Annotated in this window: 24 protein-coding genes; 13 read left to right on the top strand and 11 right to left on the bottom strand. The window is 59.2% G+C overall.

Annotation, left to right across the window (positions count from 1 at the left end):
- The 5 genes from AWB64_RS32075 to AWB64_RS27345 form a co-directional block, all read left to right on the top strand.
- Positions 1-331, top strand: a 331-nt coding sequence (locus AWB64_RS32075) for a hypothetical protein (RefSeq protein WP_208603324.1), incomplete at its 5' end; no start/stop codon positions are given.
- Between the two features lie 78 nt (positions 332-409).
- On the top strand, positions 410-1,624 hold the full coding sequence (locus AWB64_RS27360) for a DUF2863 family protein (RefSeq protein ID WP_060858541.1): 1,215 nt from the start codon (positions 410-412) through the stop codon (positions 1,622-1,624).
- A 613-nt stretch (positions 1,625-2,237) separates the two neighbouring features.
- Positions 2,238-2,909, top strand: a complete 672-nt coding sequence (locus tag AWB64_RS27355) for a response regulator transcription factor (RefSeq protein ID WP_244164221.1) — start codon at positions 2,238-2,240, stop codon at positions 2,907-2,909.
- A 115-nt stretch (positions 2,910-3,024) separates the two neighbouring features.
- Complete coding sequence (locus AWB64_RS27350) at positions 3,025-3,699, top strand: energy-coupling factor ABC transporter permease (protein ID WP_060858539.1); 675 nt, start codon at positions 3,025-3,027, stop codon at positions 3,697-3,699.
- 104 nt (positions 3,700-3,803) lie between these two features.
- Positions 3,804-4,412: a BspC domain-containing protein gene (locus tag AWB64_RS27345; RefSeq protein WP_060858538.1), complete on the top strand. Its 609-nt coding sequence runs from the start codon at positions 3,804-3,806 to the stop codon at positions 4,410-4,412.
- 81 nt (positions 4,413-4,493) lie between these two features.
- Here AWB64_RS27345 and AWB64_RS27340 read toward each other — a convergent pair whose 3' ends face one another.
- Both AWB64_RS27340 and yaaA read right to left on the bottom strand, forming a co-directional pair.
- Complete coding sequence (locus AWB64_RS27340) at positions 4,494-5,681, bottom strand: M14 family metallopeptidase (RefSeq protein ID WP_060858537.1); 1,188 nt, start codon at positions 5,679-5,681, stop codon at positions 4,494-4,496.
- Positions 5,682-5,723: 42 nt separating this feature from the next.
- The gene (gene yaaA / locus AWB64_RS27335) at positions 5,724-6,503 is read right to left on the bottom strand and encodes a peroxide stress protein YaaA (RefSeq protein WP_060858536.1); all 780 of its coding nucleotides are present in this window, start codon (positions 6,501-6,503) and stop codon (positions 5,724-5,726) included.
- Positions 6,504-6,559: 56 nt separating this feature from the next.
- On the opposite strand from yaaA, the gene AWB64_RS27330 reads away from it, so the two are divergent.
- Positions 6,560-7,051 (top strand): putative toxin-antitoxin system toxin component, PIN family, encoded by a 492-nt coding sequence (locus tag AWB64_RS27330; protein WP_060858535.1) that lies wholly within the window; start codon positions 6,560-6,562, stop codon positions 7,049-7,051.
- 53 nt (positions 7,052-7,104) lie between these two features.
- Positions 7,105-8,286, top strand: a complete 1,182-nt coding sequence (locus tag AWB64_RS27325) for a pyridoxal phosphate-dependent aminotransferase (RefSeq protein ID WP_060858534.1) — start codon at positions 7,105-7,107, stop codon at positions 8,284-8,286.
- Positions 8,287-8,294: 8 nt separating this feature from the next.
- Here the strand turns inward: AWB64_RS27325 and AWB64_RS27320 are convergent, their stop codons facing one another.
- On the bottom strand, positions 8,295-8,954 hold the full coding sequence (locus tag AWB64_RS27320; RefSeq protein ID WP_060858533.1) for a glutathione S-transferase family protein: 660 nt from the start codon (positions 8,952-8,954) through the stop codon (positions 8,295-8,297).
- Positions 8,955-9,072: 118 nt separating this feature from the next.
- Here AWB64_RS27320 and AWB64_RS27315 point away from each other — a divergent pair, with 118 nt between their 5' ends.
- From AWB64_RS27315 to AWB64_RS27290, 6 genes are all read left to right on the top strand, one after another.
- The gene (locus AWB64_RS27315) at positions 9,073-10,614 is read left to right on the top strand and encodes a 3-hydroxyacyl-CoA dehydrogenase (protein ID WP_060858532.1); all 1,542 of its coding nucleotides are present in this window, start codon (positions 9,073-9,075) and stop codon (positions 10,612-10,614) included.
- Positions 10,611-11,399 carry an oxepin-CoA hydrolase, alternative type gene (locus AWB64_RS27310; RefSeq protein WP_060858531.1) on the top strand — a complete coding sequence of 263 codons (789 nt, stop codon included), beginning with the start codon at positions 10,611-10,613 and terminating at the stop codon, positions 11,397-11,399. Before AWB64_RS27315 ends, AWB64_RS27310 begins: the two co-directional genes overlap by 4 nt.
- Positions 11,396-12,124: a histidine phosphatase family protein gene (locus AWB64_RS27305; RefSeq protein WP_060858530.1), complete on the top strand. Its 729-nt coding sequence runs from the start codon at positions 11,396-11,398 to the stop codon at positions 12,122-12,124. Before AWB64_RS27310 ends, AWB64_RS27305 begins: the two co-directional genes overlap by 4 nt.
- Positions 12,125-12,206: 82 nt before the next feature.
- A complete protein-coding gene (locus AWB64_RS27300; protein WP_060858529.1) occupies positions 12,207-13,307 on the top strand; it encodes a phosphotransferase in 1,101 nt (366 codons plus the stop codon).
- Positions 13,308-13,332: 25 nt separating this feature from the next.
- Complete coding sequence (locus AWB64_RS27295; RefSeq protein WP_060858528.1) at positions 13,333-14,547, top strand: acyl-CoA dehydrogenase family protein; 1,215 nt, start codon at positions 13,333-13,335, stop codon at positions 14,545-14,547.
- A 43-nt stretch (positions 14,548-14,590) separates the two neighbouring features.
- Positions 14,591-15,283, top strand: coding sequence for a glutathione binding-like protein (locus AWB64_RS27290; RefSeq protein WP_060858527.1), 693 nt, complete (start codon positions 14,591-14,593; stop codon positions 15,281-15,283).
- Positions 15,284-15,300: 17 nt separating this feature from the next.
- On the opposite strand, the gene AWB64_RS27285 is transcribed toward AWB64_RS27290, so the two are convergent.
- From AWB64_RS27285 to nuoN, 8 genes are all read right to left on the bottom strand, one after another.
- Positions 15,301-15,753 carry a MaoC family dehydratase gene (locus AWB64_RS27285; protein WP_060858526.1) on the bottom strand — a complete coding sequence of 151 codons (453 nt, stop codon included), beginning with the start codon at positions 15,751-15,753 and terminating at the stop codon, positions 15,301-15,303.
- Positions 15,750-16,208 (bottom strand): MaoC family dehydratase, encoded by a 459-nt coding sequence (locus AWB64_RS27280; RefSeq protein WP_060858525.1) that lies wholly within the window; start codon positions 16,206-16,208, stop codon positions 15,750-15,752. The genes AWB64_RS27285 and AWB64_RS27280 overlap by 4 nt, the downstream gene beginning before the upstream one ends.
- A gap of 31 nt (positions 16,209-16,239) precedes the next feature.
- Positions 16,240-17,361 carry an acyl-CoA dehydrogenase family protein gene (locus AWB64_RS27275; protein WP_060858524.1) on the bottom strand — a complete coding sequence of 374 codons (1,122 nt, stop codon included), beginning with the start codon at positions 17,359-17,361 and terminating at the stop codon, positions 16,240-16,242.
- 10 nt (positions 17,362-17,371) lie between these two features.
- Positions 17,372-18,568 carry an acyl-CoA dehydrogenase family protein gene (locus tag AWB64_RS27270; protein ID WP_060858523.1) on the bottom strand — a complete coding sequence of 399 codons (1,197 nt, stop codon included), beginning with the start codon at positions 18,566-18,568 and terminating at the stop codon, positions 17,372-17,374.
- Positions 18,569-18,637: 69 nt separating this feature from the next.
- A complete protein-coding gene (locus tag AWB64_RS27265; RefSeq protein WP_060858522.1) occupies positions 18,638-19,117 on the bottom strand; it encodes a DUF1178 family protein in 480 nt (159 codons plus the stop codon).
- 211 nt (positions 19,118-19,328) lie between these two features.
- Positions 19,329-19,967 carry an NUDIX domain-containing protein gene (locus AWB64_RS27260; RefSeq protein ID WP_060858521.1) on the bottom strand — a complete coding sequence of 213 codons (639 nt, stop codon included), beginning with the start codon at positions 19,965-19,967 and terminating at the stop codon, positions 19,329-19,331.
- A gap of 72 nt (positions 19,968-20,039) precedes the next feature.
- Positions 20,040-20,336, bottom strand: coding sequence for a DUF2818 family protein (locus AWB64_RS27255; RefSeq protein WP_060858520.1), 297 nt, complete (start codon positions 20,334-20,336; stop codon positions 20,040-20,042).
- Positions 20,336-21,814 (bottom strand): NADH-quinone oxidoreductase subunit NuoN, encoded by a 1,479-nt coding sequence (gene nuoN / locus AWB64_RS27250; protein ID WP_060858519.1) that lies wholly within the window; start codon positions 21,812-21,814, stop codon positions 20,336-20,338. The genes AWB64_RS27255 and nuoN overlap by 1 nt, the downstream gene beginning before the upstream one ends.
- Positions 21,815-21,826: the final 12 nt, after the last annotated feature.

The following is a 21,826-nucleotide window of genomic DNA, read 5'->3' as shown; positions in this document are numbered from 1 at the left end:
AACACCAGCATTCCAACCCTCGGAACACCGCCGCTTTCGCGTCGCTGCGTTTGCAGCACAGAAACGAGATTATGTAGAACTCTTCGCTTTACGTCAACAGGTTTCTTACTCAACCCCTGACTTCCGATTTTGCTGCAACGCCCGTCCTGCTTGGCTCTGCGGCATCCTCTGTTACGCTGCGGCTCCTGCACTTTCTCGCTTCCCTTCGCCTCGTCGTGAAGCGAAGGAACGGAATTCTAGTGCCCGTTTCAACTCAGCGCAAGTCCTTCAGCAAAAGAATTTTAACGATGCCTGCATCCGTGCTCGCTACGCCGGTGACTCGGCCGGATAAAGCGCTGGGCGCATTACGGCTCAAGTCGACACATAGCGACTACAATCAAAGGTTCTTTGCACCTGATGAATGCCTCCTATGCGCTCGCGAATCGCCAAACGACTCCCCCCTGACGCCGAAAAGCTTGTCGGCCTCTCGCTCTCGCTGTTTGCGTCGGGCAGCCGTATTGAAGACCGGTTTTGGGAAGCACGCCTCGATACGCTTCTCGCAAAAATTGTCCGCAATGGAAACCAGACCGCGCTCGACGCGGCGCTTGACCACCTGCAACTAAAATTTCCCGATGCCTACGGCGCGCTTGCCGACATGGCCGAAACGCAGAGCGAATCGTTCGCCATCGAGATTGACGGCGTTGCCCATGACGCGCTCCTCATCGCAGCGCCAGTACTCGCGTGGACGCGATATTCCATCCCGTCTGGCCCTTTGAAGACCGATGTGGCGGATGCGTTGCGCACCCAGTTGCAGGCCCACGTACTGGCAGATGGCGCCAAGGTTGCGGTGTCGCCGTACCTTTACAGTATCGATCAGTTGCCCCGTCATCATGTGGAAACGTCCCGCGTTGCGCAGCAACTGATCCAGAGCGTGCTCGGCCAGGCACCCGCTCGGGGGAACCTGGCCGATCTGCCGGAGACGTCGCCGATCCTGGCCGACCCGCGCTTTTTGCTTGCAATGGCAATCGTACCTGCCGGCTCGGCGCTCTTCCGCTGGCAAGAGGAGACGAACGGCGTTCGGGTCGAACGCGGCCAATGCCTCGAACATTGGACAACCCAGGGCGGAGCAACTTTCGCGGCCATCTTGCCGGGCTGCGAATTCGAGTGCCTGTTGCCCGACGCTTACTATTCGGCATGCCGCGACGCCGATGAACAGGTTCGTCCACACTCCGTGCGCACCGCCGTTCGCTATCTCTTCGATACGCTCGGGACTGCACCGGACGAGTTGCGCGCGGTCATCGCCGGTTTTGGCGAGCAGCGCATCGACGAATATCGAGTTGGATTTACCCGGCGCGGCAGCAATGACGTGATTTATGGCGTCGTATGGCCGCTCTATGGCCGGGAGAATGGCGAAACCGGACCGGCAGAAGACGCGGCGGAACTCGAAGGCGCGGACGGACCCGTTGAAGCAATTGTTGCGCTGCTGAAACGGTCGGGCGTGACGGATGTCCGGCGACACTCCGGCCGCTTTGAACCTGAATATTGCGAGGACTGCGGCGTACCGTTGTATGCCGATCCACTAGGTGAAATCGTCCATGCAGAAATGCCGGAAGACGCGGAGCCGGCCCAGCCGCATTTTCACTGATTTTGCCCAACGAGACAAAAAATGACGAATCGCTGTCTGTATTAGGGGAAACCGGATAGCTGAAACCAAATCGCTCTCCGGCAAATCGGCAAAATGCCGCTCCAATCAATGTTGGAGCGGCATTTTTTTGTGTGCATTCACCGAATTACGCATAACTGTGCCGAACTGGAATCCGTAAGCCAAAAAATACACATGCCCTTCTGTGACCCGCCGAGTCGCGCAGTTAATCGGATTTATCTCATCCAGTCTTGCTCCATTAGCCTCATTTTAAGAAAAATGCGGTATCACCAGACGATCTTCAGATAAATACGGGACACGTCCGTGTCATTTGCGATTTTATGAGATATGCCTATGCCATTCGATCAGGGCGCATTTTTCGCTGCAATTAGTCATGATGGGTTTTAGCCGCATATCGTCCGTTTATTAATAAAACGGGCATCGCGCCGGATCCATATCATTAGAGGCAGACATGAAATTCACCATAGTTAATTCGGAAGCTGAACGTCGCGAGGGATTGAAGGCGCTGTTGCGACATATAGACCGGCGGGCTCGCTTCAACGAGGCAAAAGACTGGCGGCAAGCTGCCAGTGCGGTCTTGCGACTCGAGCCGGACATGATCGTGATCGACTGGCATAAAGCCATGCGCATGGCAGACCTGCGGATGCTGCTGGAGGCTTTTCCGAAAATTCCATCGGCCATTGTTGTGGATGAAGCATCGACAACTCAGGTCCGCTTGTTTCTCGCCGCTGGAGTGCGAGGCGTAGTGCCACGCAAGCTTGATCCGACGCTGATCGTGCGTGCGCTGGAAATGGTCCTGCTCGGTGGTTACTACGTGCCTGCGAACGCGCTGGATCCCGAACTGGAATCCGTTTCGGATACACGCCGCGAGTCTGAGCCAAAAGAATTCCGAAAGGGATTGAAGCGGTTCAATACGCTGTCTTTGCGCCAGCAACAAATCATGCGGTGCGTCCATATGGGAAGCACGAACAAGATCATCGCAAAGACTTTGGGAATCAGCGAGGGCACGGTGAAAATCCACCTTGGCAGCATCTTCCAGCAACTCGGCGCACCCAATCGCGCGGCTGCTGTAGCAATTTACAACGGCTGGCAGAACCGTCATCTCGAGGTGCTGAAGCGGGAAGCTGACGCTTCGCCGCGGCCGTCGCTTGGCGATGCGGGGGTTATACCGTTGCGAGCGCCAGCATCGACTTATTCACCGCTTCCGCAGATGGAGGAGCATTTGATGCCAATGGCCGCTCAACCGTTACCACCTTTTGGCGACTGAATAATCACAAAGTGAGGCGTGGGCGCAACGCGCAAGTCGGCGCGTTGCGCCCGTGAAACCACGCTGGCACAGTCAATGCACACGTTTTCGGGCGCAAACGAGTAATATGAGATTTATGGGTTTCTTCTACACACCTCTTCCGCTGTGGCTTGCTATAGGTGGCTGGATAGTCACTGCGGGTGTGCTCGCGCTTGGCATTTGGAAGAATCCCTTTCGCCGGTTGCAGGACGGAACGCTTCAGCATGTCTGGCTCGGCATAGTCGTGGCGGTTACGGTGCTATGGGCTTGCAATACATGGTTCGAAGACGGGCCCGCCATTCATCTCCTTGGCGCGACCCTCATGGTCACGCTATTCGACTGGCAGCTCGCCATGGCTGGTATGGCTGTAGCAACGGGGTTGGCGGCCGTCGTGCTCGACGCTGCGTGGCCGGGCATACCGGTGACATTCCTTTTGTTCGGCGCATTGCCGGTCGCCGTGTCCTCGTTGATGCAAAAAGCCATTCAGGCGTGGATTCCCCGAAGCTTGTTTGTCTTTATCCTTGGCCATGGTTTTCTGACATCGGCCGTTGCGGTCGCAGCAGCGTGCGCCTCCGGCTTGCTGCTTCAAATCATTCTCGCCGACGGACGGCTGTTCATACCAGCGGGCTTTACGCTTGCCGCAACCCTGCTCGTTGCCGGCGAGGCGCTCTTCACCGGCCTCTTCACCATTCTCATCACCGTGTATCGGCCCGCCTGGATAACGACTTTCGATGTGCGGCGCTATCGGCTGGATCGTGGGCCACGAGTCTAATGCTGTCTGGTCTAGGCGGTCAGCTAAAGAATTTAATATAAGATGGAACTCCTGTTCACTGTCAGGCCTCTTACGTGCCTGATGTCTCTTTAGTGCCCAACCCGATGGATAGTATTCAAGTACCGCGTCGACTGCTTCGGTTGGTCGGCCGAGTGGTAGCGATTGCATCCGTGGCGACAATTGCGTCAGCCCTCTGCAGCGCCGCCGCGTTTGCCGATACGCTCGACGAACGCAATGAGCTCGTCAATCACTTCGTGACCGATTTCAACGCCAATCCCCTGATGGCGGACTGCGCCGCGCACGGCAGCTTTGTCGCGAGCACGTCGACGGCATTTGACCGCGTCGAGTTTCCAGCCAGTTCTTTCGATGCCGCGCATGGCAGCATTGTCCCGTGGAACGACTCATTCGATGATCACAAGCAACGCATCAAGGTCGATAACGTCGTGACCGTCGAAGGACTTGGCGTGAAGGACGGCGACAGCTCCCCTTCAACGCTCAGGTTCCGGTGCGGTTATGTCGGAAGTCAAATGCTTGCGTTTGGCTGGAATGATCCCGTGCCGGCCGCCCGACCGCGCGCCGAACCAGGGTCGAGCCATGGCGCTCGCGGCAAGCATAGGGTCGTCAAAGGCAAGGGCAAGGCTGCGAGCGGCAAAGCACCGACGTCGACATCGAAGAAATCGTCTTCGGCCAAGTCGGCCAAGAAAAAACACTGACGGCGGGCTAAAACGAAGAAGGGCGAGATCCGCTATAAGCGATTTCGCCCTTTGGCGCTGCGCAAAGCCGGCCCGTTCGTATCAGAACGCCTGCAAATGCCGCAAGATTGCCTGCAACATGGCGGCGCCAAGCGCGGCACTTCGCTCCCCATTCCAGCCCACGCGCTCATCTGGAAGATTCGCATTGTCCTTGAACGGCATTTCGAGCGTCAGGGACAAACACCCGAATTCATTGCCAACATACTTCGACGCCAGCTTCAACGCATCCGTCTGGTATTTGCTCGCTTCGTAACCGTACACATCCTGGAAGTCGGGACTTGCCTGCTTGAAACATTCGATAAACGCCTTCTGCTCCCTCGCCTGCTGTTCCGTGAAGCCGGGCAACATCTCGGAACCCGCCACGAAGATATAGGGCAGCGCTTCGTCGCCGTGGATATCGAAGAACAGATCGCAGCCGATCGCGTGCATGGCGTTGCGTACCACCAGCACTTCGGGGCTTCGCGCGGCGTCCGGCTCCATCCATTCACGATTCAGGTTGGCGCCCGCCGCGTTCGTACGCAGATTGCCGAGGGCACTGCCATCGGGATTCATGTTGGGCACAATGTGAAAAACGGCGTGATCGAAGACCAGGCGCGCCACCGGGTCGCCCGCCCAGTCGCCCCACCCTGCCAGCCGTTTGATCAAACCCTCCACGAACCATTCGGCCATGGTTTCGCCCGGATGCTGACGCGCGATGATCCAGACGTTTTTCTTGGGCTTGGCCGCTTCATCAACATCTGCTTGCGTTTCGTCTTCAGCCTCGTCCTCAAGCAGGCCCAGTGTCAGGAGCGACATCGGGCGGCCTTGCACAGTACGGCCGATTTCAGTCAGCGTCGCGTGCGGCATCTGCTGCACGGCGCCGATAAAACCCGCGTGCCGCTCTTCGCTGTACGGTTCGAAATAGGCGTAATAGATGGCGTCGAAATCCGGCGTGTGCTCAATGGTCATCACCCGGCCGTCGTAGCGCGTCGGCACGCGGAACCAGTTGATCCTGTCGTAGCTCGCGACCGCGCGATAATCGCGCCAGCCTTCGGCGAATGCGCAGTCCGCGGCGTTTTCGAAAGTCATCGTGAGCGCTACGTCGCGCACGTTGCCCATGCGGAAATAGAACCACTGCGCGAAATCGGCGTGACTGTCCGGGCGGATGCGCAGACGGATATCGGCGGGATTATCGGCGGAAACGACGTCAATCGCACCCGCATCGAATTGACTCGTGATTGAGATGCTCATGACGCTTCCTTGATTAATCCGATTAGGTGGCGGCGGCCAACTTCAGGCGCCAATCCGCCGTCTAAACACATAACTCGTTTCGTTCGATGCCTTTTTATCGAAGGCATACCCTTCGCTGCCGAAGTCCTTCAGGCCTTCCGGTTCATCGATTCTATGCTGCACCGCGAAGCGTGCCATCAGCCCGCGCGCCCGTTTTGCGTGAAAGCTGATGATCTTGTACTGGCCGTTCTTCCAGTCCTGAAATACCGGCGTGACAACCGGCGCGTCAAGACACTTTGGCTGGACCGACTTGAAATATTCACCGGATGCGCAATTGACCAGCACCTTCGCGCCGCGCTGCTTCTTCATTTGCGCGTTGAGCGCGGCGGTAATGCGCTCGCCCCAGAAAGCGTAGAGATCCTTGCCGCGCGCGTTGGCGAACTTCGTGCCCATTTCCAGCCGATACGGCTGCAACAAATCGAGTGGCCGCAGCAATCCGTACAAGCCGGACAACACGCGCACATGATTCTGGGCGTAGTCCAGATCGGCTGCATGAAGCGATCTGGCGTCGAACCCTTCGTAGACATCGCCATTGAACGCAAGCACGGCCTGCTTCGAATTCTCAGCGTCGAACGTCGGCGACCAGTCGGCGTAACGCTGGAAATTGAGTCGCGCGAGCGGATCCGAGATATGCATGAGACTGCCGATTTCCTGTGGCGAGAGCTTGCGCAGCGCGTCGATGAGCTCGGCGCAATCCGCGGCGAATTCGGGTAGCGTGTGCTTCGTGACGTGAGGCGGGGTCTCGTAGTCGAGCGATTTGGCCGGCGAGAGAACGATTATCATAGGGGCTCGCCGGCTTGCTTGCCAACGATGAAGACGGAAACCCTCGATTGTATCGAATGAAAAAATCCCCCGCGTGGCGCGCTGTGCTCGATTCCAATGTATGGATCGACATTCTCGTATTCGATGACCCCAATACCCGTCCAATCCGCGCCGCGCTGGAAACCGGCACGCTGGAAGCGTTGATCGATGCCCGGTGCCTCAAGGAACTGACCTATGTGCTGGATTATCCGCAGTTCGTCCGCTTCGCCGTGAACAAGGCCAATGCGCTTGAGACCGTCGCGCGGCTTTCGCACCTGGTGGAACCGGAACCGCTGCCTGAAGACACGCCGCCGTTGCCGAAATGCAAGGACCGCGACGACCAGAAGTTTCTTGAGCTGGCGCACGCCGCCCGGGCGGACTGGCTGGTATCGAAGGACCGGGCGCTGCTGAAGCTGGCGAAACGCACGGCGCGGGATTTCGGGTTTCAAATCGCCCAGCCGGCGCCGTTCGTCACACGCTTTCAGGCGCGGATCGAGACCAATGCGGAAACGAACGCAATCGATATTTAAAATCGACGTTTAAAATAGCAGGCATTCTTCCAGCGCAGCCGATCGAACCCACCATGAACGCCTCGCACGACCTTCCGCATTCAGCCACTGTCCCTGCCATTGCCTCGCGTTTGCCGCACGTGGGCACGACGATCTTCACGGTCATGAGCGCGCTCGCGACACAAAAAGGCGCGGTCAATCTCGGCCAGGGTTTTCCGGATTTCGCGTGCGATCCGCGCATTGTGGATGCGGTGGCCAACGCCATGCGCGAAGGTCACAATCAGTACCCGCCAATGGCCGGCGCCGCGCCGCTGCGCCATGCGATCAGCGAAAAGATCGAGCGGCTGTACGGACGTCAATACGATGCCGAGCGCGAAATCACGGTCACGGCCGGCGCAACGCAGGCAATCCTCACAGCAATCCTGTGCTGCGTGCATCCGGGCGATGAAGTCGTCGTGATCGAACCAATGTACGACTGCTACGTCCCGGCAATTGAACTGGCGGGCGGAAAACCCGTGTTTGTATCGCTGGAAGCACCCGACTATGCGCTGCCCTTCGACAAGATCGCCGCCGCAATCACGCCAAAAACGCGCCTTCTGATCATCAACACGCCGCATAACCCGACGGGCCGCGTCTGGCGCACCGCCGACATGCAAAAGCTCGACGAGATCATGCGCGGCACCAACGTGCTGATTCTCTCCGACGAAGTCTATGAACACATGGTCTTCGACGGCGCGCCGCACGAAAGCGTCTCGCGTTACCCGGATCTGGCCGCGCGCAGCTTCGTGGTATCGAGTTTCGGCAAGACGTTTCACGTGACGGGCTGGAAAGTGGGCTACGTCGCCGCACCCGCCGCGCTCACGGCCGAATTCCGCAAAGTGCATCAATTCAACGTGTTCACTGTGAATACGCCGATGCAAGCCGGCATTGCCGAGTACTTGAAAGACCCTTCGCCGTATCTCGACTTGCCTGCGTTCTACCAGCAAAAACGCGACTTTTTCCGCGCGGGCTTGGCGAATTCGCGCTTCAAGTTGCTGCCGTGCGACGGCACGTATTTCCAATGCGTAGACTATTCGGCCATCAGCGACCTGCCCGAAGCCGAATTCTCGAAATGGCTCACGAGCGAGATTGGCGTGGCGGCAATTCCGGTGTCGGCCTTCTATCACGAGAGCCACGAATCGGGCGTCGTGCGCTTTTGCTTCGCCAAAAAGGAAGAGACGCTGCGCACCGCACTTGAGCGTCTCGCCAGCCTCTGAGCGAAGTCCTAGATCTTCGGCAGTTCTTTCTTCTGCGCATCCATGAACGCCAGCCGGTCGGCCGTCACCTTCTGCGCGGCCGGCCGTTCCCCGACGCGCTTGTTGTGCGCCTTCCAGTCAATACCCGCCTCCAGCAGGAAATCCGTGCCATAAACCGCTTTGGTCGCGAGGCCGACCAGCGGCAAATGCACGAACGCGCTGACATCGGCGATACTGAAGGCCGTGCCGAGCGCATACGGATCGAATTTCGCAATCCGCTTGAATCCCGCAATGCCATGCCGGAGCTTTTTTTCAGCGCGCGTCCTGGTGTACTCGGTCACGGTTCCACCGAAAAACGCCTGCTTATACAGATCGCGCGCGACGAGTTCCAGATGCAACTCGATGAACGTAATCATCTCGCGCTCTTTCGCGGCCGCAAAAGGATCGGCGGAAAAGATCGGTTTGTCCGGATAAGCGCTCGCCAGATATTCGACGATCACTTGCGACTCGCACAGCGATCCCGCCTCGGTCTCGATGTACGGAACCTTGCCAAGCGGCGATCGCGCGAGCGTGGCTTCGTCCTGACCGAAATTGGCGCGCACCTCTTCGAATGCAATGCCGTGTTCGAGCAGCACGAACTTCACCTTGTTCACATAATTGGACAGCGCAAAACCATACAGCTTGAGCATCACCAGTCTCCAGAACGTCTTCGTTTTTTAAGTAATACAGGCAATGGACGGCCTTTTGGGGCCATCTCACTAACAGCACGACCGTGCTAATCTAGCAAAATAAGGAGTGAGACACACCATGAGTTTTCGCGACACAGAGATTCGGACCTTGGGCGTGGTCGGCAGCGGCGCAATGGGACGCGGGATTGCGCAGATTGCGGCGCTCGGCGGCCTGACCGTGCGTCTTTACGACGCCAACAAGGAAGCCATCACGGCTGCTCGCGAGTATCTTGCCGATACCCTGAACAAACTCGCCGCAAAAGGCAAGCTCACCGAGGCGGACGCGCACGATGCGCTGGCGCGCGTTCATGCAGCGGACGCGACAAGCGATCTGGCCGATTGCGACGTGGTCATCGAAGCGATTGTCGAGAAGCTCGACGCAAAGCGCGCGTTGTTCCGCGAGCTGGAAGAGGTTGTGCGCGATGATTGCATCCTGGCGTCGAACACGTCGTCGCTTTCCATTACCGCAATCGCCGCGGGCTGCAAACGGCCGGAGCGCGTGATCGGACTGCACTTTTTCAATCCCGTGCCGCTGATGAAAGTGGTCGAGGTGATCGACGGCTTACGCGGAGACCCCGCAGCCGGCGACGCGCTCATGGCGCTCGGCCGCCAGATGGGCCACACGCCGGTGCGGGCGAAGGACATGCCGGGTTTCATCGTGAATCACGCCGGACGCGGCATGAATACCGAAGGCCTGCGGATCGCCGGCGAAGGCGTGGCGAGTTTTGCGGATATCGACCGGATCATGCGGGAGCAAGCCGGCTTCCGGCTCGGCCCGTTCGAGTTGCTCGACCTGACCGCGCTCGACGTGTCGCATCCGGTGATGGAATCGATCTATCACCAGTTTTATGAAGAGCCGAGATTCACGCCGTCGCCGATCACCGGCACGCGGCTCGCTGGCGGATTGATCGGGCGCAAGGCTGGCGAAGGTTTTTATCAGTATGTCGATGGGAAACAGCAAACGCCCGGCGAAGCGCCTGCGCCGGCTGCGCTGCCGCGTCGCGTCTGGGTGAGCCGGGCGTCCGCCCACGCGCGCGAGGAAGTGTTCAGGCTGATCGCGAAAATGGAAGCGAATGTCACCATCGATACCGGCGGCACGCCGGCGCTGGATTCGCTGATCATCGTCACGCCGCTTGGGCACGATGCCACCACGGCGTGCGTCGCGGAAAAGCTGGATGCGTCGCGCACGGTTGCCATCGACACGCTGTTCCCGCTCGCCGATACCGCCCGCCGCACCATCATGACAACGCCCGCGACCACGGCTGAATTCCGCGACGCCGCGCACGCCCTGTTCGCGTTCGATGGCGTTCCCGTCACCGTGATCCGCGATTCCACGGGTTTTGTCGCGCAACGCGTGGTGGCGACCATCGTGAATATTGGCTGCGATATTGCGCAGCAACGCATCGCCACGCCCGCCGATATCGATCTCGCCGTCACGCTCGGGCTGGGTTATCCGCGCGGCCCGCTCGCACTCGGCGACGCGCTCGGCGCAAGCACCATCCTCACGATCCTGCGCAATATTCAAGGCGTGCTTGGCGATCCGCGATATCGTCCGTCGCCGTGGCTCGCACGTCGCGCGCAACTCGGCCTGTCGCTCACCTTCGACGAGGCCGCGCAATGAGCGCCGAACTGCTCTCCGCCCGGCCGGCCGAAAGCGACACCACGCTGGTCCTCAAGCTGTCCAATCCCGGCGCGCGCAACGCGTTGCATCCGGACATGTACGCCGCCGGAATCGAGGCGATAAACACAGCCGAGCGCGACACGTCGGTGCGCGCAATCGTGCTGACCGGCGCCGATAACTTCTTTTGTGCCGGCGGTAACCTGAACCGCTTGCTCGAAAACCGCGCGAAGGATCGGTCGGTGCAGGCGGCGAGCATCGACATGCTGGGCGAATGGATCGTGGCGCTGAGGTCATCCACGAAGCCGGTGATCGCGGCCGTTGAAGGCGCCGCGGCAGGCGCGGGATTTTCGCTGGCGCTCGCGTGCGACCTGCTCGTCGCCGCCGATGACGCGAAGTTCGTGATGTCATATTCGCGCGTGGGCCTCACGCCCGACGGCGGCGGCTCGTGGTTCCTGACCCGCGCCCTGTCGCGCGCGCTCGCTACCGAAATCCTGCTGGAAGCAAAGCCGATCGGCGCCACGCGCCTGTATGAAACCGGCGTGGTCAATCGCGTAACAAAGCCGGGCGCGGCGCTCGATACCGCCATCGCCTGGGCCGACGAACTCGGCCGCATGGCGCCCAAGGCGTTGGCGCAGATCAAGGCGCTGATCGCACTGGCCGAAACACAGACGCTCGCGGAACAGCTCGACGCCGAGCGCGATAGTTTCGTCGATGCCCTGCATAACGGCAACGCGCTCGAAGGCATCAACGCGTTCCTCGAAAAGCGCCCGCCAATCTACAAATGACGACTCCCGCATACGCACTTCCCAAGCGCCGCCGCATCTTCCTCATGCGTCATGGCGACGTCACGTACTTCGACGCAACGGGCCGCGCCATCGATCCCGTAAACGTGCCGCTGAACGAACGCGGCCGTGACGAAGCGACCGCTGCCGGACGCGAGTTCAAGGCGCAACAGATTCGCTTCGACAAGGTCATTGCGAGCGGTTTGCCCAGGACGCTTGAAACGGCACAGCGCGTGCTGGCTGAGACGGGTCAGCAAATCGATATCGATGTATGGCCGGAGTGGGAAGAGATTCGCGGCGGCCGGCTGAGCAATCTGCCGCCGAAGGATTTCGAGCGCGCGTTTCTCAGCGTGTTCGATGGCATCGTGCCTGAGACAACGGCCTTTCTGGGCGGTGAAACCATCGGCGAATTGCTGGATCGCGTGTTGCCGCCGCTGCAACGCCTGCGTGACGACGCATCCTGGGATACTGCGTTGCTCGTTTTGCACGGTGGCGTCAACCGAGCGTTGTTGTCGCATGCAATCACGGGCGGCGGGCGCATGTTCTTCGGGCATTTATCGCAGACAACAGGTTGCATCAATGCGCTCGATGTCGGCGACAAACCCGGCGACTGGGTCATTCGCGCACTGAATCATTCACCGCCCTCACCGCTTCACGCGAGCGTGCGCAACACCACCATGGAATTGCTCTACGAACAGTTTGTGCGCTTTACGTCGGCATTGAAGTAATCAGGCTCGCGGCGAAAACAGCGCTTTCAGGCGCGACGCTGCCTTTGAACAAGCTCAGGAACGCAATCCGGAGGAGACAACAATGGCGTCAAACGACCTGCCCTTGCCTGAACCGCAGGATTTCTCGGCGTTCGAAGGAACGCGTGCCGTCAACGCGCGGCAACAATTCGACCTCGGCGCATTATCCGCGTGGCTGGAAACACATGTCGATGGATTCGCAGGACCTGTTCGCATCGAACAGTTTGCCGGCGGACAGTCGAATCCCACGTTCAAGCTGATCACGCCCGCGCGCAGTTACGTCATGCGCTCGAAGCCGGGACCGGCGGCGAAGCTGTTGCCATCGGCGCATGCGATCGATCGGGAATATCGCGTGATGCAAGCGCTCGCGGGCACGGACGTTCCCGTCGCGAAGATGCTCGCGCTGTGCGACGACGAAAGCGTGATCGGCTGCGCGTTCTACGTGATGGAGTTCATGGAAGGCCGCGTGCTATGGGATCAGGCGCTGCCCGGCATGACGCCCGCTGAACGCGGCGCCATTTACGACGAAATGAATCGCGTGATCGCCGCGCTGCATTGCGTGGATATCGTGGGAACGGGTCTCGAAACCTACGGCAAGCCTGGCAACTATTTCGAGCGTCAGATTGGCCGATGGAGCAAGCAATACATTGCATCGGAAACCGAATCCATCGAAGCCATGAACAAGCTGATCGAATGGCTGCCGAAGCATATTCCGCGCGGCGGCGAAAGCGTATCGGTGGTTCACGGTGACTTCCGGCTCGACAACCTGATCTTCCATCCGACCGAACCGCGCGTGCTCGCCGTGCTCGACTGGGAGCTTTCCACGCTCGGCGATCCGCTTGCCGACTTCGCTTACCACTGCATGGCATGGCATGTCGATCCGGCGCAGTTTCGCGGTATTGGCGGGCTTGATTGGGCAGCGCTCGGCATTCCCGATGAGCAAGCCTACGTCGCGCGATATCTGGAACGCACCGGCCTGCAGATCCAGGGCGACTGGAATTTCTACCTTGCGTACAACATGTTCCGTATTGCCGCGATCCTGCAGGGAATCATGAAGCGCGTGAGCGACGGCACGGCGGCAAGCGCACAAGCCGTCGATGCAGGCAAACGCGCCAAGCCAATGGCCGAACTCGCGTGGTCGTACGCGCAGAAAGTGACCGGGTAAGTCCCATCGGGAAACAGGAGACGACATGAATTTCGACTACACGCCAAAAGTGCAGGAATTGCGCCACAAGCTGACCGCTTTCTTCGATGAACACATCTATCCGAACGAACACGCATTCAATCAGGAGATCGCCGCGAACCGCGCAAAGGGTGACGCATGGATTCCACTTGCGCTCATCGAGACGCTGAAGCAAAACGCGCGCGACGCGGGTTTGTGGAATCTGTTCCTCCCCGAATCGGAGCGTGGCGCGGGTTTGAGCAATCTGGAATACGCGCCGCTTTGCGAAATCATGGGCCGCGTGCCATGGGCGCCCGAAGTGTTCAATTGCGGCGCGCCCGATACGGGCAACATGGAAACCGTCGAACGTTATGGCAGCGACCAGCAGAAGCAGCAATGGCTCGAACCGCTGCTGCAAGGCGAAATCCGCTCGGCATTCCTGATGACAGAGCCAGACGTGGCTTCGTCGGATGCAACGAATATCCAGTGCAGCATCGTTCGCGATGGCGACAGCTATGTGATCAACGGCCACAAGTGGTGGTCATCGGGCGCGGGCGATCCGCGATGCAAGGTGTATATCGTGATGGGCAAGACCGATCCCGACGCACCCAAGCACCAGCAACAATCGATGATCCTCGTTCCCGCGGATTCATCGGGCATTACGGTGCACCGGCCGCTTTCGGTGTTCGGCTACGACGACGCGCCGCACGGCCACATGGATATCACGCTCGAGAACGTGCGCGTGCCGGTATCGAATGTATTGCTCGGCGAAGGACGCGGCTTCGAAATCGCGCAAGGGCGCCTTGGGCCGGGACGCATTCACCACTGCATGCGCCTGATCGGTTTGGCCGAGCGCGCACTGGAACTCATGTGCAGGCGGACGTCGCAACGCGTTGCTTTCGGCAAGCCGATAGCCGCGCACGGCGTGACGCAGGAGCGCATTGCCGAGGCACGGATCATGATAGAGCAGGCGCGCCTGTTGACGCTGAAAGCCGCGTACATGATGGACACGGTCGGCAACAAAGGTGCACGCGGCGAGATTGCGATGATCAAGGTCGTCGCGCCGAACATTGCGTGCGAGGTCATTGATTGGGCGATTCAGGCGCATGGCGCCGCAGGTGTGTCGGACGACTTTCCGCTCGCCTACGCCTATGCGCATGCACGAACGCTGAGGCTCGCCGATGGGCCCGACGAAGTGCATCGGAATGCGATTGCCAAGCTTGAGCTCGCGCGGTACGCGTAACACGCACAACACGCATAAGTGCCCATCCACACCCGGAGCAAAAATGATCGATGTCTATAGCTGGGCCACGCCGAACGGCCACAAGATTCATATCATGCTGGAAGAACTCGGGCTGGAATACGCCGTGCATCCCATCGATATTGGCGCTGGCGACCAGTTCACGCCCGACTTCCTCGCGATCAGCTCGAACAACAAGATCCCGGCGATCATTGACAGCGATGGTCCCGAAGGCAAGCCGCTCGCACTTTTTGAATCCGGCGCGATCCTGTTTTATCTCGCTGAAAAGACGGGCAAGTTCCTGCCGCTCGATCCAGTTGGCCGATACACCACCATGCAATGGCTGATGTTCCAGATGGGCGGTGTCGGGCCCATGCTCGGTCAGGCGCATCACTTCCGGATCTACGCGCCGGAGAAAATCGAATACGCGATCAATCGATATTCGAACGAAGCGAAGCGTTTGTATGGCGTGATGGACAAGCAGTTGGGCGTGACGAAGTATCTTGCGGGCAATGAATATTCAATCGCGGATATCGCCACGTTTCCGTGGACACGTTCGTGGAAGAATCAGGGCATCGAGCTAGATGAATTTCCCAACGTCAAACGATGGTTCGATGAAATTGCCGCGCGGCCCGCGGTGATTCGCGGGGTTGAAGTGCTGGCCGCGGCTCGCCGGGATCTGACCGGCGACAAGCAACGCGAAGTACTGTTTGGCGCGCAGCAGTATGCGAGGCGGTAGCGCCGAGCAACGCAACGTCAGAAATAATGCCGGGTAATAAACTCGGCAACACACACCGGTTTTTCAGCGCCTTCTTTTTGTACGGTGACGCGCCAGATCACCTGCACGCCGCCCTGCTCCACGTCGGTCACGGTCTCGGCGAAAAACCGGGCTCTCAACTTCGAGCCGACCAGAACCGGCGACATGAACCGCACCTTGTTCGTGCCGTAGTTCACCCCGAGTTTCTGTTGCAGCGGAACGCACTCCTCAAGCCATTTCGGAACCAGCGCCAACGTCAAAAACCCGTGCGCGATCGGACCGCCAAACGGCGACTCTTTCTTCGCCCGTTCTGCGTCGACGTGAATCCATTGATGATCGTCAGTGGCATCGGCGAATCGGTTCACGCGAGGCTGGTCAATTTCAAGCCAATCGCTCACGTATTCCTCGCTGCCTTGCGCCGCTTTCATATCCGCTGCGGAGGCGAGCGTCATTGCGTGTTTTCCGGATGACGAAGCCCGAATATCGCCGATGAATCCACCGTCAATACCAGTTCGCCATTCTGGTTATAGGCCTCCCAGCGCGTACCAACAATCCCGCGATCCGGCTTGCTCGCCGATACCCGCTTGCTCAGTACCCGCACCGTCAACCGCACGCTGTCGTTCACGCGAACGGGTCTGAGCCAGCGGATATTATCGAGGCCAGGAGAACCCCTTGAGGTTGAATCGGCCAGCATATCGCGCACGAGAATGCCCATCATCGCGGAACAGGTGTTCCATCCGCTCGCGACCAAACCGCCGAATGGAGACGCTTCGCCGCCTGCTTCGCTCAAATGAAAAGGCTGCGGATCATAACGCCCGGCAAATTCGATAATCTCGTCTTTCGAAAACGTATGGCTGCTGAGTTCGGCCACGTCCCCGACCTTGAAATCTTCATAGCTGAAAGTCATCTCGATTCTCCTTTCCTGATTCGGCGATCGTTTAAACGGTTGTGTCCGCAAATCCGGGAAGCGACGCAAACCGCTCCAGATGATGATCGACATCGCCCAATGTTGTTTCGATGATCGACAGGCGCTTGAACCAGTGCGCCGCCGCGACTTCATTCGTCACGCCCATGCCGCCGTGCAATTGCACGGCTTGTTGACCGACAAAACGCGCCGCCTGGCCAACGCGCGCTTTCGCGGCAGAGATTGCGCGACGGCGTTCATCGGCGTCATTGCTCGAATAGCGCGCGGCCGCCAGATACGTGATCGAACGTGCCTGCTCGGCATGAATCAGCATCTCGACCATGCGATGCTGCAACGCCTGAAAACGTGCGATGGGCGTGCCGAACTGCTTGCGCTCCTTCGTGTATTCAACCGTCGCGTGATTTAGTGCATCGAGCACGCCTACCGCTTCGGCACACAGCAGGAACGTGGCGTAGTCCGCGATACGTTCGAGCGTCGCCGCGCCGGTTTGCGCGTCGCCCAGACGCCTGGCCGGCGTGCCTGTGAATTTCAAGGTCGCGGCACGCTGACCGTCGATCGTCCGATACTCCGTGATCGTTACGTTAGCTGCATTGCGCTCGATTGCGAACAACGCAATTTCACCGTTCAGCCGCGCGGGCACGATCCATACGTCAGCCTGCGCGCCGTGCAGGACCAGCGACTTCTCGCCGCTCAACGTGATTTGATCGCCCTGAGCCTGAGCGGTGGATTCGATGGAGAACAGGTCGTAGCGCGCACGCGGCTCGTGAAACGCCACCGCGAGCTTGTTCTCGCCTGCGGCCGCACGTTCGAGCCATGCCAGCGCGTCTTGATCACCCGCAAGCCGCAACGCCTCCATACCAACTACGGTCGCCCAATACGGCTCCACGACCAGCGCCCGCCCGAGTTCCTGCATGACGACCAGCATATCTACCGGACCGCCATCGAATCCGCCTTGTGCTTCGGGCGCGGGCAAAGCGGTCAGTCCTAGCTCCGTGAAAGCGGTCCAGTGTTTTGCATCGACTCCTTGTTTCGATGCCACGATTTTCTGCCGTGCATCGAATGTGTATTCGTTGTCGAGATAGCGGCGCAAGGCATCTCGAAACTGCTGCTGTTCGTCGGTGAAATTGAAGTCCATGTGCCGCTCCTCACAAGCCCAGAATCATCTGCGCGATGATGTTTTTTTGAATTTCGTTCGAGCCGCCATAGATCGATGTCTTGCGGAAGTTGAAGTAATACGCGGCGAGCGGCGCGGCTGCGTCGTCACCGGCGAGGCTGTGCTCGCGTTCTCCTTCCAGATAAGCCGGATCGAATGCCGCAGCTTGCGGTCCGGCGGCTTCCACCATCAACTCGGTCAGCGCTTGCTGGACTTCAGTGCCCTTGATCTTCAACATCGATGCTTCCGGCCCGGGTCCGCGACCGTTCGCTTCGCTCGCGACCACGCGCTGCACGGTGACTTCGAGCGCCATGATCTCGATTTCGAGCGCGGCGATTTTTGCGGCGAACACGGGATCCTTGAGTAACGGCGCACCGCCCTTCTTCTGGTCGGCGGCCAGTCGCTTGAGGAACACCAGTTCACGCTTCGATTGTCCGACGCGGGCAATGCCCGTGCGCTCGTGTCCAAGCAAATACTTAGCGTAAGTCCAGCCACGATTCTCGTCACCGACGAGATTTTCCAGCGGCACCTTCACATCCTCGAAGAACACTTCGTTGACTTCGTGATCTTCATCGAGCGTGATGATCGGGCGCACGGTAATACCCGGCGTTTTCATGTCGATAAGCAGGAACGAAATGCCTTCCTGCTTCTTCGCGCCGCTGTCCGTGCGCACGAGGCAGAACATCATGTCGGCGAATTGTCCGAGCGTGGTCCAGGTTTTCTGGCCGTTGACCACGTAGTGATCGCCCTGGCGTTCGGCGCGTGTTCTCAATGAGGCCAGGTCGGAGCCCGATCCCGGTTCGGAATATCCTTGGCACCACCAGTCGGTGCCATCGAGAATGCGCGGCAAATAATGGGCTTTTTGTGCGTCGCTGCCGTATTTCATGAGAACGGGCGCGACCATGGATACCCCGAACGGCAGCACGCCCGGCGCACCAATGCGCGCGCATTCCTCATCCCATATATGGCGCTGCGTCGCGTTCCAGCCGGGGCCGCCAAATTCCTTCGGCCATGCAACGACGGACCAGCCGCGCGTGCCAAGCAGCTTGTGCCAGCTCGCGTAATCGTCGCGGCTCAGACGTTTGTGATCGAGTACCTTGGACCGCAAGGCTTGCGGCAGATTGGCGTCGAGCCAGGCGCAGATGTCGGCGCGAAAAGCGTCGTCGGCGGGGGAATAATTCAGGTCCATACGCTCTCGTCTCCTGTCATGACCCGGGTCGGCCACGAGGAGACGCGCGTCAAGCCAACGTGCGTCAGCTTATTGCAGCGGCTCTTTCAGTGCGGCCGGCACGGGCAGCGGCATCACGTCGATGCCTTCTTCCATCAACGCGTGCGCATCTTCGGGCGTAGCAACGCCGCGAATGTTGCGCGCCGGCGCTTCGTCGTAATGCATGCGCCGCGCTTCTTCGGCAAATCGATCGCCCACGTTCTCGGTTTTCGCCAGGATCTCCCGCATGAAATGAAGCGCGCGGGCTTGCGCCTGCATGGCGTTTTCCGCCGGCTGCTGTGGCTGGGCCGCTTGCACAACGCTCGTGCTGTCACTCGGCTGTTCGGTGCGCCCGGTGCGCGACGTCGACAAATTCAGCCGCGGCGCCGATGGCACGCGGCTTACTTCTGTTGAAGAACACACCGGGCAAGCCACGAGCTTGCGCGACAACTGGGATTCGAACTCGTCGGCCGAAGCAAACCAGCCTTCGAACCGATGGTCGTGCGAACACTTCAAATCGAGAACCTTCATGCTAATCAGGGCTTGCCGGAAAGTTTAATCGCAAAAGCGCGTTTTGTGAACGGTCGTTCGTAAATTTGCGTCTGCGACTATTTGATGAATCGAGAAAACGAATGTTCGATTTTAGCCCGGCGGTAGGCGGCGCGCTTGGTGGCGTTGTTTTTGATGAAGCGCACAAACAAAACAGCGGCCCGCAGGCCGCTGTTTCTTCATTTCAAACCGATCATTCGCTGACAGGATCGCCGAGTTTCCACTCGCCGGACATCACCTTTTCAAGCCAGAAGCTGCCGATGATCGTCTTCACATCGCTGATCTGGCCGCTTCTGATCCACTCGAAAATCTGCGAGCGATCCGCAATGAAAGTCTCCAGGAACTCGCCTTCATCGAGCTTGTTCTCGCCCGCCGTCAAACCACGCGCGAGATACAAATCGATGAACTCGGTGGAATACGAAATCACCGGATGAATCCGCGTCAGGAAAAACCATTCGCGCGCCGTATAACCCGTTTCCTCATGCAACTCGCGCTTCGCGCATGCCAGTTCGCTCTCGTTGGGATCGAGCTTGCCTGCCGGATACTCGAGCAGAACTTTACGAATCGGATACCGGTACTGCCGTTCGAGCAGCACACGGCCATCGTCGAAAAGAGGCAGGATCATCACTGCGCCCGGATGCTCGACAAACTCGCGCGTTGCGTGCTTGCCGTCGGGCAATTCGACCGTATCGAGTTTGAGCGTGAGGAACTTGCCTTGATGCAGCAGCTTGCTTTCGACCGTTTTCTCGATCAGGCCGGCGTCGGAATCGGGAAAAGAATCCGGGGAAGAATCGGATAGATGCTTGGGGTCGAGTGAAGAACTGTCAGCCATCGTGCGCCTTGAAGAAAACGCGTCGGGCGGCAATAGCCAAACGCGTGGATCAAGCCGCGAAGGCCGTGGCCGTCAGCGGCGCTTGACGAGATATTGATAAGCGAAACCGGGAAACGCGAGCACGAGAAAGAGGCTGAACGTCACGGCGTAAAACTGCCAGCCCTGCTCGAAACGGTTTCCGGCGCGCGCTTCAAGCATAAAGCCGAGCGCGCCCACGACAAAATAAAGCACGATCAATTCCGCAATCCGGATCCACGCGCTTTTTTTCGCCGTCTTGATTGGCACGGCAGCGAAAATGCGTTGATTTGCGAACGGAAGGTTGGCGCCCACAAGCGCCAACAACACGATAAACCATCCCGCAGCCGACATTACAACTGGAACGGCAAGGTATGCGTGATAGCGGTCAGGCAGGCCTTCATCAGCGGACCCGGAACAATCCCGAGCACCAGCACCGCAAGGCCGTTGAACGCGAGCAACGCACGCTTGAGGCTATCGGCGACGATAGGCGATGCGTCCGTAGGTGCATCGAAATACATCAGCTTGACGATACGCAGGTAGTAGAACGCGCCCACCAGCGACGACAACACGGCAAGCACCGCAAGCCAAGTCAGGCCGGCGTTCATGGTGGCTTCGAGCACGGCGAGTTTGGCGTAGAACCCGACCATCGGCGGGATGCCGGCGAGCGAGAACATCATGATCATCATCACGAACGCGAACACGGGGCTGCGCTGGTTCAGGCCCTTGAAATCGTCGAGCGTCTCGGCTTCGAAATCCTTGCGTGCCAGCAACATGATCACGCCAAAGGTGCCGAGCGTGGTGATCAGGTAGATGATGCTGTAGAACATGGCCGAGCTGTACGCATCGGCCGCGCTGTCCGCCTTGCCCTCGACCACGCCCGCGAGCAAGCCGAGCAGCACAAAGCCCATGTTCGAGATTGCCGAGTACGCCAGCATCCGCTTGATGTTCTTTTGCACGATACCCGTGACGTTACCCACGATCAGCGACAACGCGGCGAGAATCACCAGCATTTCCTGCCAGTCCACAGCCAGCGGCAGCAGCGCCATCACCAGGAAACGCAGGCCCCAGGCGAACGCCGCGGCTTTCGGACCGCCGCCGGTGATCAATGTCATGGCGGTCGGCGCGCCTTGATAGACGTCGGGCACCCACATGTGGAACGGCACCGCGCCCATCTTGAACGCGATTCCCGCGACCACGAAGATCACGCCGAAGAGCAGCACGGCGTCGTTGATGCGGCCGGTCGCAATCGCCTTCGCCACTTCGTTGAGTTCTAGCGAGCCGGTTGCGCCGTACAGCATCGAGATGCCGTAGAGCAGGAAACCCGAAGCCAGCGCGCCCAGAACGTAGTACTTCATCGCGGATTCGTTGGCTTGCGGCGAGTCCTTGCGCAACGCGATCACCGCGTACAGCGACAACGACATCAGTTCCAGGCCCAGATACAGCGTCAGGAAGTTGTTGCCCGAGATCATCACGCACTGGCCGAGCAGCGAAAACAGGCCGAGCAGGAAGAAATCACCGCGGAACAGATCGCGGTCTTCAAGGTACTTGCGAGAATAGATGATCGATACCGCGAAGCCGAGCGTCACCACCGCTTTCATTGCGCTGGCGAACGGATCGACCACGTACATGCGCGTGAAGAAGTAATGCGGCGTGGGATCGAGTGCCTGGAAGGCGAACCACACGCCGACCACGATCGTGGATATGACGGAAATGAAATACGACGATTGACGGCTCTTCACGCCGAAGATGGTGTCGTTCAACCACACCACGACGACCATCAGCATCAGCAGTCCATCGGGTAACAGGGCACTCATTGGGGCGTTTTGCATGATCTTTTATTT

This window comes from Caballeronia sordidicola, from assembly GCF_001544455.2.
Classification (GTDB): Bacteria; Pseudomonadota; Gammaproteobacteria; order Burkholderiales; family Burkholderiaceae; genus Caballeronia; species Caballeronia sordidicola.
Note: the sequence above shows the minus strand (reverse complement) of the source record. Positions and strands in the feature narration are given on the sequence as shown.